We start from the raw sequence: 13,181 nt of genomic DNA, 5'->3' as shown, positions 1-13,181 counted from the left end.
CGTGGGGTGGGGCGCTGGCGCGGGACGTTCACCAGCCAGCGCTCGGTGCTGAACGTCCGCCATTTCTCCCGCTGGCGTGACAGGGAGGGCCACTAGCATGTGGTGAAAGCGGCCCACACCCCACGGGAGGAGCAACGCGAATGGATGCAGCACGAGGCTCCCGGCCGAAGGGGCGATGTCAGTCCCCTGGGCTGATGGGTGGGGCCCGGGCATGACGCCCTTCCGGCTGTTGCTCGTGGAGGACAGCGTCAACGACGCGGCGCTGGTGACGGCGGAGCTGGAGCAGGCGGGCTACCTGCCCATGGCCCGGCGCGTGGAGACACTGGAGGCGCTGCGCGAAGCGCTGGCCACCGGACCGTGGGACCTGGTGCTGTGTGACTACCGGCTGCCGCGCTTCAACGCGCTGGACGTGCTGTCGCTCCTGCACTCGCAGGGGCGGGACGTGCCCCTCATCGTCCTGTCCAGCCAGCTGAGCGAGGACCAGGCCGTCACGCTGATGAAGGCGGGCGCGCGCGACTGCTTCTCCAAGGACCGGATGGCCCGGCTGGGCCCGGCGGTGGCTCGCGAGCTGGAGGAGACGCGCGTGCGGCGCGAGCGCGCGCGGGAGGAGGTGGACCGCGACATCCTGGCCAAGGCCAGCGAGCTGCTCACCGCGTCCCTGGAGCAGGCGGCGCGGCTGGATCAGCTGGTGCAGCTGATGGTGCCCCGGGTGGCGGACTGGTGCGCCTTCTTCCTCCAGGACCCGGACCAGGGCGGCCTGCGGCTGGTGGCGCTGGCGCACCCGGACGCGGAGCGGCGCGCCCATGCCTGGAAGCTGGACCAGCGCTTCCCGCTGGACCCCCAGGCCGCCGCGGGCCCCGCGTACGTGCTGCGCACCGGTCAGCCGGAGTTCATGCCGGACGTGCGCAAGCGCCCGGAGCCCATCACCAAGGACGTGGCGCACCAGCGCGCCATCGACGGGCTGGGGCTGCGCTCGGTGGTGAACGTGGCCCTGCCCGGCAACGATGGTCGGCTGGGCGTGCTGTCCATGGGCACGCTGGGCGAGCGCACGCTCGCGCCGGTGGACCTGTCGCTGGCGCAGGAGCTGGCGCGCAGGACGGGGCTGGTGCTGGAGAACGCGCGGCTCTTCCAGGAGGCGCGCGAAGCGGTGCGCCTGCGCGACGAGTTCCTCACCGTGGCCGCGCACGAGCTGCGCACGCCGCTCACCACGCTGCGGCTGCAGCTGGGCACGCTGTTGCAGCGCACGGAGGCGCACAAGCTGGAGCCGGACGTGGTGACGCGCCTGGAGCGCAGCGTGCGCCAGGTGCGCCGGCTGGGCACGCTGGTGGAGGGCCTCCTGGACGTGTCGCAGCTGTCCAGCGGCGAGCTGTCGCTCATGCCCGAGCGCTTCGACCTGGAGGAGCTGGTCTCCGAAGTGCTGGACCGCTACCAGGCGGAGGCCCGCGCGGCCGGGTGCGAGCTGCGCCAGTCGCCTCGCCGCGGACTCTGGGGGACGTGGGACCGGCTCCGCGTGGACCAGGCCGTGGCGGCGTTGATATCCAACGCGCTCAAGTTCGGTCCGGGACGGCCGGTGGAGGTGGACGTGGGGCGGGAAGAGAGCTTCGCGCGCATCCAGGTGCGCGACCGGGGCATCGGCGTGCCCGTGGACCAGGTGGAGCGCATCTTCGAGCGCTTCGGCCGCGCGGTCAGCTCGCATTCGTATGGAGGCCTGGGCCTGGGGCTCTACCTCGCCCGCCGCGCCGCGGAGGCGCACGGCGGTCGGGCCTGGGCGGAGCCCGCCGCGGGAGAGGGCGCGCGCTTCACGTTGGAGCTGCCGCTGGAGAAGGAGTCGCGCGAGTGAGTCGGCCGGTGTTGGTGGTGGATGACGACACGGACCTGCGGGAGGCGCTGGAGGAAGTGCTTCGCGACGCGGGTTACACCGTCTTCGGAGCGGGCAATGGGCTGCAGGCGCTGGAGGTGCTCCGCCGGGAGCCGGTGACGCCGTCGCTGGTCCTGCTGGACATGATGATGCCGGTGATGGACGGCGCGACCTTCGGCCGGCAGATGCGCCAGGTGGAGGCGTGGCGGGACATCCCCGTGCTCGTCTTCTCCGCCTCCGCCAACGCGCGCCAGGTCGCGGAGGAGATGGGCGCCTGCGGCTACCTGCGCAAGCCGGTGGACGTGGAGACGCTCCTCAAGGCCGTGGCGGCCAACAAGGCCTCCGAAGCCTCCTGACACTCCGGGTGTGTCTTCTCGCGCGGGCGGCCCTGCTCGCGCGTGTTGACGCTGCGCGAGACGCCTTGGTAAGTGCATCCTTAACACTTTCCCGGCGAGGCCTGTCCGATGAATCCCCACATGCTCGCCCAGCTCCTGGTCCAGCTCATCGTCATCATCGCGGTGTCCCGGCTCATTGGCCGGGGTGCTCGTTGGCTGGGGCAGCCCCTGGTCATCGCGGAGGTGGTGGCGGGCATCGCGCTGGGCCCGTCACTCCTGGGCTGGCTGGCTCCGGGCGCCATGCACTGGCTGTTCCCGCCGGAGTCCATGCCGTTCCTGAAGATGCTGGCCGAGGTCGGCCTGGTGCTCTTCATGTTCCTCATCGGCCTGGAGCTGGACCCCAAGCTGTTGAAGGGGCGGGGGCACGCGTCGGTGGCCATCAGCCACTCCAGCATCGTCGTCCCGTTCGCCCTGGGTGCGGGTGCGGGCGCGCTGTGGCTGTACAAGTCGCTGTCCAGCCCGGACGTGCCGTTCTCCTCGTTCGTGCTGTTCATGGGCGTGTCCATGAGCATCACGGCCTTCCCGGTGCTGGCGCGCATCCTCACGGAGCGCGGGCTGATGCAGTCGAAGCTGGGCGCCATCGCCATCGCGTGCGCGGCGGTGGACGACGTGACGGCGTGGTGCATCCTGGCGTTCGTGGTGTCGCTGGTGCGCGCGTCGGACCTGGCGCACGCGGGGCTCACCACGCTGTTCGCGCTGCTCTACATCGCCTTCATGCTGTTGCTGGTGAAGCCGTTCCTCGCCCGGCTGGGCGCGCGCGTGGCCAACCGCGAGGGGCTCACCCAGAACGTGGTGGCCATCACCCTGGTGCTGCTGCTCGGCTCCGCGTGGACCACGGAATACATCGGCATCCACTCGCTCTTCGGCGCCTTCATGTTCGGCGCGGTGATTCCCAAGGAGGGCGGGCTGGCGGTGGCGCTGGCGGAGAAGCTGGAGGACGTGGCCGTCGTGTTGCTGTTGCCCGTGTTCTTCGCCTTCAGCGGCCTGCGCACGCAGCTGGGCCTGTTGGACACCCCGGAGGCGTGGCTCACGTGCGGCGTCATCATCGTCCTGGCGTGCCTGGGCAAGTTCGGCGGCAGCGCGGTGGCGGCGCGCCTCACGGGCCTGCGGTGGCGGGAGGCGGGCGCCATCGGCATCCTGATGAACACGCGCGGCCTGATGGAGCTCATCGTGCTCAACCTGGGCCTGGACCTGGGCGTCATCTCGCCCACGCTCTTCACGATGATGGTCATCATGGCGCTGGTCACGACCTTCATGACCACGCCGTTCCTGCGCCTGCTGTATTCGCCGGAGGAGCAGGCGCGCGACCAGCTGCTGGGCGCGCCGGAGCCAGCGCTGCCCCCATCCGCGTACACGGTGCTGCTGTGCGTGTCGCACGGGCAGGCCGGTCCGGGCATGGCGGTGCTGTCCCGCGCGCTGTCGGGCGAGCGCAACGAGGCGAACCTCTACGCGCTGCACCTCCTGTCCCCGGAGCGCTCGCTCAAGGCCCGAGGGGAGGAGGCGCTGGATCCCACCGCCGCGTCTGGCGGAGCGCTGGCGCCCCTGGTGGGCCGCGCGGAGAAGCTGGGGCTGTCCGTGCGCACGCTGTCGTTCGTGTCGTCGGAGCCCGCGCGGGACATCTGCCGCACGGCGCAGGCGAAGCGCGCGGACCTGGTGCTGCTGGGCTGGCACAAGCCGCTCTTCAGCCAGACGGTGCTGGGCGGCACGGTGCACGAGGTGATGCAGGAGGCGGGCGGCACGGTGGCGGTGCTGGTGGACCGCGGCCTGTCGCAGGTGCGCCGGGTGCTGGTGCCCTTCGTGGGCAGCCGGCATGACCGGGCGGCGCTGGCCCTGGCGCGGCGGCTGGTGAAGCAGGCCGGCGCGGAGGTGACGGTGCTGCACGTGACCTCTCCCGAGGGCTCGGGCGCGGGCCGCGCGCAGGTGGAGGAGCTGTTCCCCGCGGACGAGGGCGCCTCCGTGAAGCTGAAGGTGGTGCGCCACGCGTCGCCGGAAGAGGCCGCGCTGGAAGAAGCGAAGGCGGGTTACGACCTCGTGGTGGTGGGCCTGGGGACCGAATGGGGCCTGGAAGACCGGTTGTTCGGCGTTCAGCGCGAGCGAATCGTGCGCGACGCGCCCGCCTCGCTGCTGCTCGTGCGTCACCCGGAGGGGGCGCCGGTGCTGGCCCAGACTCCGGAGCAGGCCCGGACGCAGGGCGCGACTCCAGAGGCGGCGCAGCCGCTGAGCGCGCGGAGCTGACCGCCATGCACCTGGGTGCCACGCTGCGTCTCCTTCGGGTGGACGCGGGGTTGTCCCTGCGCGACCTGGCGCGCCGCATCGGCGTGTCCAGCGCGTACCTGAGCCGCGTGGAGAACGGCGTGGACGCGCCGCCCACGCAGGAGCGGCTGACGGCCATCGCCCGGGAGCTGGACGTGCCCCCGGGGCTGCTGATGGACGTGGCCAACCGGGTGAGCCCGTACGTCGCGGGCTACCTGGAGGACGTGCCCGCCGCGGGGACGCTGATGTTGGACATCGCGCGGCGCAAGCTCACCGGCGCGCAGCTGGCGCGCGTGCGGGCCTTCCTGGACGCGGAGTTCCCCCTGCGTGAGGTGCGCGGCAACGAACCCGTGCCCCCGTTGGGGCCGCTCCTGAGCGCGGAGCGGGTGGTGTTGCAGCTCTCCTGCGGGGACTACGAGGACGCGCTGGACGTGGCGGCCGGACGGCTGGCGGCGGCCCTGCCCGGAGTGGACGGGGCGGCGCTCGCGGAGGGCCTGCGCCAGCGCGAGGGCACGGCCCCGTCCCAGGTGGGCAGCGGCGTGGCGGTGCCGCACGCGTTCGTGCCCGGCGCGGCCCCGGTGGCGGCGCTGGTGACGCTGGCCCGGCCCCTGAAGGTGGACGCGCCGGACGGCCAGCCCCTGCGGCTGGTGGTGGCGCTGGTGGACGGCCACGTGGGCCGCGCGAGGCTGATGCGGCTGGCGCACGTGGCCCGGCTCGCGGGGCGCGGCCTGGCGGACCGGCTCCACGGCCTGGAGGAACCCCAGCGGGTGCTGGAGACGCTGGAGGAGCTGGAAACGCTGCGCTAGCGCGCCTTCAGCGCCCCTGGGGCACCCAGTGCTCCCAGGGGCCCAGGTCGCGGTAGCCCAGGTGGCGGTACACGCGGATGCCCGCCGGGGTGGACTGGAGCACCGTCGCGGTGCACCCGCGCTTGCGGGCCTCGGAGATGATTCCGCGCATTACCGCCGACGCGAGCCCCAACCCCCGGGCCTCCGGGTGGGTGGCCACCAGGTACACGCCCGCCGTGTCCGCCACGTCCACCGCCAGCCCGCAGGACAGCGCCCGGCCGTGCTCGCGCGCCACCACGGTGTGCACCGGCAGGCGGGGCGGCCGCTGCCACACGGAGAGGATGTCCCGCCACTCCGTGCCGTAGGTCTGGACGTTGATCTCCACCAGGTCGTCCATGTCCTCCACGGGCTCCACCGGCACCCCGGGCGCCGCGTCCGGCAGCTCCTTCAGCCAGGCGCCCATGGCCACCACGGTGAAGTCCGGCCGGTAGCCCGCGGCGCCCAGCACCCGCGTCGCGTCCCGCTGCCCCGGCGTCAGGGTGACCCGCCAGCGGGGCAGCCCATGCCCCCGGTAGAAGTCCGTGATGGCCGGCAGCGCGGCCGCCAGCGCGTCCGCGTCCGTGAAGAGGACCTGCTGGAAGTGCGCGTCCTGGTAGCCAGGCAGCGCGAACGCGTCCACGCCGGGGAGGTGCAGGTGGCGCAGCGGGCCGCGCTCGGCCTGGAGGCGTTTGAAGGCGATGAGGTTGGTGTGCAGGCGCAGGGTGAGTTCGGCATCCGTCATGCGTGCCGGCCAGCCTATGCGCGGGGACGACGGCCAAAGAACAGCCCCGGAGGAAAGGACGCGCACACCGTGCGCCAGGGGGTTAGGTTTCCATCCCTTTTGGGCCCGCCACCATGACCCCGCGCTTCTTCTCGTTCGATCCACGTCCCACCCGAATCGGCCTCACCCTGGGCGCGTGCCTCCTGGCGGTCCTCACCGCCTGGGCCCTGGCGGACTACCGGGGCGGCGGGGGGCTGGTCGCCATGGCGCGGGCCGGCATCAGCGCGGGCCTGATGTTGACCTTCCTCGTCTCCGTCCACCGCCTGCGCCCTCGCGCGCAGTGGGGCATCACCCTGGACGCCGCGGGCGTGCGGGTGGCCCGGCCCTTCAGCGGCCAGTCGTTGGAGTTGCACTGGGGACAGATTGATTCCGTGCGCCGGGTCGGCCGCAAAGGGAGCGTGCTGGGCCTGTTCCTCAAGGAAGAGGGAAGGGTGCTCGTCACGCGACATCTTTTCGCCCGCAAGGCTGTTTATGAAGAGTTGATCTCGGCGCTGGAGGACCGCCTCCCGCCCTCGCGTTTTGACGCCTGATTCATGAATCTTTCCGCAGCCTTGCGTGGGCTCCCAGAGCTTGTCCGGGATGCCCGGTGGTGGTAGGCACAACGGGCTTGAGCCCTGTCGCAACGGCAGCCTTTCCCAAGGACACGCTTCACATGGAAAAGACCCCCGCTACCGGTGTCGCGCCGGCCGCGCCGCCCGCCGATTATGGGACGGACGCCATCACCAAGCTCGAAGGGCTGGAGGCCGTCCGCAAGCGCCCCGGCATGTACATCGGCGACACGATGACCTACGGGCTCCACAAGCTCGTCTACGAGGTCGTCGACAACTCCGTGGACGAGGCCCTGGCCGGCCACTGCACGGACATCGACGTGGTCATCCACGTGGATGGTTCGCTCAGCGTCCAGGACAACGGCCGCGGCATTCCCGTGGGCCCGCACCCCGACCCCAAGTTCAAGGGCAAGGACACGCTGGAAGTCGTCCTCACGGAGCTGCACGCCGGCAGCAAGTTCGGCAACGGCGCGTACAAGGTGTCCGGCGGCCTGCACGGCGTGGGCGTCACCTGCGTGAACTTCCTGTCGGAGTGGTTCAAGGTCCGCGTCCAGCGCGCGGGCAAGGTCTACGAGCAGTCCTACGCGCGCGGCGTGGCCAACGGTTCGCCCCAGGAAGTGGGCACCACGGACAAGCTCGGCACGACCATCCACTTCAAGCCGGACACGCAGGTCATGGAGACGGTGGACTTCAACTTCGAGACGCTCAGCCAGCGCCTGCGCGAGCTCGCGTTCCTCAACGCGGGCCTGCACATCACCATCCGCGACGAGCGCACCCAGAAGGAGCACGACTTCAAGTTCGACGGCGGCATCTCCTCCTTCGTGGAGTACCTCAACAAGGCGAAGGAAGCGCTGCACGACAAGCCCGTCTACATCAAGTCAGAGCGCGAGGGCGTGTCGCTCGAAATCGCCATGCAGTGGAACGATGGCTACGACGAGCGCATCTTCACCTTCGCCAACAACATCAACACCCACGAGGGTGGCAGCCACCTGTCCGGCTTCAAGGCCGCGCTCACGCGCACGCTCAACAGCTACGCGGAGAAGGGCAGCCTCTGGAAGGACCTGAAGGAGACGCCCACGGGTGAGGACGCGCGTGAAGGCCTGTCCGCGGTCATCTCCGTGAAGCTCTCCAACCCCCAGTTCGAGGGCCAGACGAAGACGAAGCTGGGCAACAGCGAGGTGAAGGGCCTGGTCGAGCAGATGGTGAATGATCAGCTCGCCAGCTTCCTGGAGGAGAACCCGCCGCTGGCCAAGAAGGTCGTGGCGAAGATTGGCGACGCGTGCCGCGCCCGCCTCGCCGCGCGCAAGGCCCGTGAGACGGTGCGCCGCAAGGGCGTGCTGGACGGTGGAGGCCTTCCCGGAAAGCTCGCGGACTGTCAGAGCCGAGACCCGCACGAGAGCGAGCTGTACATCGTGGAGGGTGACTCCGCAGGTGGCTCCGCGAAGCAGGGCCGGGACCGGCGCAACCAGGCCATCCTCCCGCTGCGCGGCAAGATTTTGAACGTGGAGAAGGCGCGCTTCGAGAAGATGCTGACCAGCGCCGAAATCGTCACGCTCATCACCGCGCTGGGCACGGGCATCGGGGCGGAGGACTACGACCCGGAGAAGGCGCGCTACCACCGCATCATCCTGATGACGGACGCAGACGTGGACGGCAGCCACATCCGCACGCTGCTGCTCACGTTCTTCTACCGGCAGATGCGCGAGCTCATCGACCGGGGCTACGTCTACATCGCGCAGCCGCCGCTCTACAAAGTCACGCGCAACAAGAAGGACAGCTACGTCAAGGACGAGCGCGCCCTCAACGAGTACCTCCTGAAGATCGCCGCGGAGCACTGCCGGGTGAAGACGCCGGCCGGTGAGCTGGGCGGCAGCGACTTCAAGGCGCTGCTGGAGAAGGTCATCACCTACGAGGAGCGGCTGGAGAAGCAGGCCAAGCGCCGCGACGCGCGCATCGTGGACGCGCTGGTGCAGGCCACCCAGCTGCGCGCGGAGATGCTGGCGGACGAGGCCGCGGTGAAGGTGGAACTCGACGCCATGCGCGACTACTGCCAGCGGCGCATGCCGGAGGTGATGGGCCGGCTGTCCACCGACCTGCCGCAAGACGCGGAGAACCAGTCCCGCAAGCTGGTGGTGACCACGGACGTGAACGGCTCCATGCGCGAGTCCGTGTTCGACCACGCCTACCTGTCCTCGCCGGAGTACCTGGAGCTCGTCGCCCTGCGCGAGGTGTTCCACTCGCTGGGCAAGGCGCCCTACCTCGTCCAGGTGGACGCGGGCGAGGTGTCGGCGTTCTCCGTGCAGGAGGTGCTGGCCGCGGTCCGCAAGGACGCGCAGAAGGGCCTGGGCCTGCAGCGCTACAAGGGTCTGGGCGAGATGAACCCGGAGCAGCTCTGGGAGACGACCATGGACCCCACCCGCCGCACGCTGCTCCAGGTACGCGTGGAGGACATGGTGGAGAGCGACGAGATCTTCTCGCTGCTCATGGGTGAAGCGGTGGAGCCGCGCCGCGAGTTCATCGAGCGCAACGCGCTGGACGTGCAGAACCTGGACATCTGAGGTTCGCCACACGCAGTGCCTGAAGCACTACGCCGGGCCCAGGGGACAAAGACCCGTGGGCCCGGTGCCGTTTTCGGCTCCGCGCCCACGTGCCCTTCCCATCCTTTTCGAGCCGGGCCGCGGAAGTGACGCACGGCGGCCCCCGTGAGCCCTTACGGAAGGAACCTGGCAACCAGTGACCAGCGCGAGGACGCTCCCGCGCGCATGTTGAGGATGGCGGTGATGCCGATGACGCCCGCCATGGCGGCGAGGTTCGCGATGCCGCCCACGTCCAGCGCCCGCATCGTCTTCGCGGCCTTCTCCGGCGTGCTCGCGGTGGGCGTGAGGCCCGTCTCCACCGGGACGGCGCCCTCGGGGGCCTGCTTCGCCAGGTAAGCCCCGCCGAAGACGTTGGCCGCGCCCAGCGCCACGGTGGCGCCCAGCAGCACGTCCTTCGCGATGACCAGCCCGCGCGTGGTGCGGTCGATCTCCCGGCCCGTCAGCCGCGAGCGGCCCACCAGCCAGGTGATGGCCGCCAGGCCCACGGACGCGGCGTTGACGATGTTGAAGCCGTTCCACGCGGCGTTCACCACCTGTCCCCGCTCCGCGTGGGAGCCAATCACCTTCACGGCGGGGTTGAGCGCCACCTTGCCGAAGAGCGAACCGCCGAACCCCACGGCGAGCCCCAGGTTGTGCAGCACCAGGCCGGTGGAGGACAGGACAGGCATCATGAACGGACTCCAGAAGAGAAGAAGTGGATGTCCGTCAGGGTAGGCACTGCCCTTTCGCGCGGGACTCGCGCGTCAGGGGGGCACTGGGGAGTGGATGCGACGGCCGCCTGCTGGACGTGCTCCCGGGCGGGTGCCCGGGTGCCTGTCCGCTATCGCTCGGAGCGCTTGGCGCCGCGCAGCGCCTCCGCGCGTTCCTTGCGGGACATGTTCGTCACGTCGACGATGTCGAAGTCGAGCGCGCCCTGGTTGTCCCCCAACTGCAGGTCGGGGAAGACGCAGCGCAGGTCCTCCACGCCGGACACCTGGTAGCGCTTGCCCGTCTCGAAGAGGCGGTGCGAGCTGCGCACGGACCCGGCCTTGGGGCCCTTCTCCACGCACAGCACCGTGTGCACACGGCCATGGGTGCCGGAGCGCACCTCCGCGAAGTCGTCGCGCACGGTGAAGGCGTAGGTGGACTTGGGGTTGAGGCCGCGCAGGTGCATCTGGTGCTGGGGCTTCACAACCAGGGCGTTCTTCTCCGGCTCGAACAGCACGGAGCGGGGCGGGATGTACGCGGACTGCCGCAGGTGCACGCGGATGGAGCCGCGGTTGTCCTCGAGGCCGGTGTCGTCCAGGGCGAAGAAGTGGAGCTTCTTCGCGCCCTTGAGGGTGCGCGGCGCGCTGCTGATGAAGCCCACGGTGTTGTCCGCCGGCAGGTCGCCTTCCGCGTAGTAGACGAGCGTGCCGGACGCGGTGCCGTCGCCGTCCGCGAACGCCGCGCTGCCCTCGGTCCACACGGAGTAGGCGGCGCCGGGCGACACGTCGATGGTGGCCGTGGGGTACTCCGGCAGCGGCAGCCCGTTGTACATGGGGCGCAGCACCAGCAGGCGCGTGGGGTAGTCCGCGCGCCGCATGTCGCGGTCCTTGTCGTTCGCCAGCGGGTCGGCGGCGGGCTCGGTGGACCCGGTCCCCGCGTCCGTGGTGGCCAGGCCTCCGTCCAGATCCAGGGAGGTGCCCGCGTCCTCGCCAGCATTGACCGCGGCGACGACGGCGCCCGTGCCCGCGTCCGTGGCCTCAGCGCCCGCGTCGAGCTTGTTGGAGGTGGGAATCTCCGACGCCATCTGGCTGGTACCGGGCGCCACCTCCAGCTCCGCCTTGACGTGGACCTCCGCCTGGTTGGGCGTGAAGCGCCGCGTCCAGGCGCGGTAGCCCGGGCGGGTGACGACGATGGTGTGGGGCGTCCGTTGATCCGCGCCGATGATGCGGCTGGGCGTGTTCCCCACCGGCCGGCCATTGACGACGACGGAGGCGCCCTCCGGCTTGGAGGTGATCCACAGGACGACGGGCTCGTTGGAGACGTCGCCCTCCTCGGCCGGGGACAGGAAGTGGATCAACAGGCCGATGACGAGCAGCACGCCGGTGATGCCGAACACGACCTTGCTCAGCTGGCGCACCTGCTTCGTGCGCTTGCCCTCGCGCTCGGCGGCCTCGGCGGCCAGCATCTCACGCGCGTCGTCCGCCGTGGTGCGGGCGCGCGGGGCCTCCTTCTCCTCGGGCTCGGGCGGCTCGGGCGGCCGCGGCGATTCCGGCGCGATGGCCGTCTCCACCGGCGTGTCATGCGGCGCGGCCAGCGTGGGCAGCGCCCGGGGCATCGCCGTGGGCTCCGTGCCCCCGTCGGTGTCCGGCTCGGCGGCAAGCTCGGGCGGCAGGGGGCGGCGGCCGGTGCCGGTGTTCTCGCGGGTGCCCCCTGGCGTCGTCACGCGGCGCACGCCGGTGGTGCTCCTGCGCACGGCGGTGGCCTGGGTGGCCGAGCGGCGCGGGGCGCCATCCGTGGAGGGGCGCAGGCCGGGCGAGCTGCCGGAGGCGCGCACGCCGGGGCTGGAGGGCCGCGCCACGCCCGGGCTGGACGGGCGGGACACGCCGGGGCTGCCGGGGTTGGACGACCGGCCGTTGCTGGACGGCATCCGCGCGCGGCCCTGGGACGGCTCCGACGACGGCGACTGCCACGCGGCCAGCTGCTCCTTGAAGCCGGGCGGCAGCTCCACCTTGCGTCCCTCGGCGGCCAGCTCCTCCGCGAAGAGGTACGTCATGAGCTGGCTCAGCATCGTGGGCGTGAAGCGCGGCGTGTCCCGGTAGAGCAGCTCCACCGCGGACTCGCTCAGGTCCTTCGCCGTCTGGTAGCGGGCCTCGCGGTCCACCGCCATGGCGTGCGCGACGATGGTCTCCAGGTCCTCGCCAATGGCCGGGTTGACGGCGGACGGGGGCAGGCAGTCGCCCTGGATGATGCGGGGCAGCACGGTGACGAACTCGCCCTCGAAGGGGCGCCGGCCGCAGAGCATCTCGTAGAGGACGATGCCCGCCGCGTACACGTCCGTGCGCGCGTCCAGGTCCTGACGGCCCTGCGCCTGCTCCGGGGAGAAGTACGGGTACTTGCCCTTGAGCGTGCCCGGCGACGTCCGGGCCTCCACGGCGCTCGTGGCCTTGGCGATGCCGAAGTCGATGACCTTGACCTCGCCCTCATAGGAGATGAGGACGTTGTCCGGGGACACGTCGCGGTGGACCAGGCCCAGCAGCTGGCCGTCCTCGCCCACGTGGCGGTGCGCGTAGTCCAGGCCCTCGCACAGCTTGCCGACGATGTGCAGCGCCAGCGGCTGCGGGAAGAAGCCGACGCCCGCGCGCGCCGCGCGCCGCAGCACCTTCGACAGGGGCTGGCCGTGCACCAGCTCCATGGCGATGAAGTACTGCCCGTCCACCTCTCCGAAGTCGAAGACCTGCGCGATGTTCCCGTGCGTCAGGCCCGCCACGAGGCGCGCCTCGCCGATGAACATCTCCACGAAGTCGTGGTCGTCCACGAAGTGCGGGAGGATCTGCTTGATGACGCAGGGCTTGGTGACGCCCATCGCGCCCGTCATACGCGCGCGGTAGGTGACCGCCATGCCTCCCGCGGCAAGCTTGGAGACCAGGACGTACTTGCCGAATTGCTGGGGACTGGGTTCTGCCACGGGCGGGGAGGCGAGGCCGGGTTTGGGGAAGCCCCAGCATACTCGCCTTCCACCGAAAGTCCCGACCGCGCTCGCATGGCATGCGAAGATTTCGCTCCGGGTGCTGTCCGGCCAGGAGCGGACGTCCTGGTGGGTCGGAACGGCCCTCGGGAGTGACGCGATGTCCCAGGTGGGTGGGAGGGGGGCGTGAGGCGGACTGTTGCGCCGGTTCACACTTCTTCACGCTGCTTCGTTCAGCGCATTCCGGGGGCGGGGTTATCCTGTCTCTTATAC

Annotated in this window: 9 protein-coding genes; 6 read left to right on the top strand and 3 right to left on the bottom strand. The window is 70.9% G+C overall.

The window, feature by feature from the left end; genetic code table 11:
• Positions 1–211 precede the first annotated feature (211 nt).
• The 4 genes from D7Y15_RS46555 (at position 212) to D7Y15_RS11170 (ending at position 5,312) form a co-directional block, all read left to right on the top strand.
• A complete protein-coding gene (locus tag D7Y15_RS46555) occupies positions 212–1,840 on the top strand; it encodes an ATP-binding protein (protein ID WP_233607298.1) in 1,629 nt (542 codons plus the stop codon).
• Positions 1,837–2,214 (top strand): response regulator, encoded by a 378-nt coding sequence (locus D7Y15_RS11180; RefSeq protein WP_120579785.1) that lies wholly within the window; start codon positions 1,837–1,839, stop codon positions 2,212–2,214. The genes D7Y15_RS46555 and D7Y15_RS11180 overlap by 4 nt, the downstream gene beginning before the upstream one ends.
• Before the next feature lie 108 nt (positions 2,215–2,322).
• Positions 2,323–4,488: a cation:proton antiporter gene (locus D7Y15_RS11175; RefSeq protein ID WP_121752545.1), complete on the top strand. Its 2,166-nt coding sequence runs from the start codon at positions 2,323–2,325 to the stop codon at positions 4,486–4,488.
• A 5-nt stretch (positions 4,489–4,493) separates the two neighbouring features.
• Positions 4,494–5,312: a helix-turn-helix domain-containing protein gene (locus D7Y15_RS11170; RefSeq protein ID WP_120579787.1), complete on the top strand. Its 819-nt coding sequence runs from the start codon at positions 4,494–4,496 to the stop codon at positions 5,310–5,312.
• 7 nt (positions 5,313–5,319) lie between these two features.
• Here the strand turns inward: D7Y15_RS11170 and D7Y15_RS11165 are convergent, their stop codons facing one another.
• Positions 5,320–6,072 (bottom strand): GNAT family N-acetyltransferase, encoded by a 753-nt coding sequence (locus D7Y15_RS11165; RefSeq protein ID WP_120579788.1) that lies wholly within the window; start codon positions 6,070–6,072, stop codon positions 5,320–5,322.
• Between the two features lie 113 nt (positions 6,073–6,185).
• Here D7Y15_RS11165 and D7Y15_RS11160 point away from each other — a divergent pair, with 113 nt between their 5' ends.
• A complete protein-coding gene (locus D7Y15_RS11160; RefSeq protein ID WP_120579789.1) occupies positions 6,186–6,641 on the top strand; it encodes a hypothetical protein in 456 nt (151 codons plus the stop codon).
• Positions 6,642–6,763: 122 nt separating this feature from the next.
• Positions 6,764–9,217, top strand: coding sequence for a DNA topoisomerase (ATP-hydrolyzing) subunit B (gene gyrB, locus D7Y15_RS11155; RefSeq protein ID WP_120579790.1), 2,454 nt, complete (start codon positions 6,764–6,766; stop codon positions 9,215–9,217).
• A gap of 152 nt (positions 9,218–9,369) precedes the next feature.
• Here gyrB and D7Y15_RS11150 read toward each other — a convergent pair whose 3' ends face one another.
• Positions 9,370–9,927 (bottom strand): hypothetical protein, encoded by a 558-nt coding sequence (locus D7Y15_RS11150; RefSeq protein WP_120579791.1) that lies wholly within the window; start codon positions 9,925–9,927, stop codon positions 9,370–9,372.
• Between the two features lie 149 nt (positions 9,928–10,076).
• On the bottom strand, positions 10,077–12,908 hold the full coding sequence (locus D7Y15_RS11145) for a serine/threonine-protein kinase (protein WP_121752544.1): 2,832 nt from the start codon (positions 12,906–12,908) through the stop codon (positions 10,077–10,079).
• Positions 12,909–13,181: the final 273 nt, after the last annotated feature.

It is taken from the genome of Corallococcus sp. AB030 (genome assembly GCF_003668965.1).
GTDB classification, from domain to species: Bacteria; Myxococcota; Myxococcia; order Myxococcales; family Myxococcaceae; genus Corallococcus; species Corallococcus exiguus.
Note: the sequence above shows the minus strand (reverse complement) of the source record. Positions and strands in the feature narration are given on the sequence as shown.

Coding starts and splice junctions, on each gene's coding strand:
- D7Y15_RS46555 (WP_233607298.1), top strand. CDS start 212: ATGACGCCCTTCCGGCTGTTGCTCGTGGAGGACAGCGTCAACGACGCG.
- D7Y15_RS11175 (WP_121752545.1), top strand. CDS start 2,323: ATGAATCCCCACATGCTCGCCCAGCTCCTGGTCCAGCTCATCGTCATC.
- D7Y15_RS11170 (WP_120579787.1), top strand. CDS start 4,494: ATGCACCTGGGTGCCACGCTGCGTCTCCTTCGGGTGGACGCGGGGTTG.
- D7Y15_RS11165 (WP_120579788.1), bottom strand. CDS start 6,072: ATGACGGATGCCGAACTCACCCTGCGCCTGCACACCAACCTCATCGCC.
- D7Y15_RS11160 (WP_120579789.1), top strand. CDS start 6,186: ATGACCCCGCGCTTCTTCTCGTTCGATCCACGTCCCACCCGAATCGGC.
- gyrB (WP_120579790.1), top strand. CDS start 6,764: ATGGAAAAGACCCCCGCTACCGGTGTCGCGCCGGCCGCGCCGCCCGCC.
- D7Y15_RS11150 (WP_120579791.1), bottom strand. CDS start 9,927: ATGATGCCTGTCCTGTCCTCCACCGGCCTGGTGCTGCACAACCTGGGG.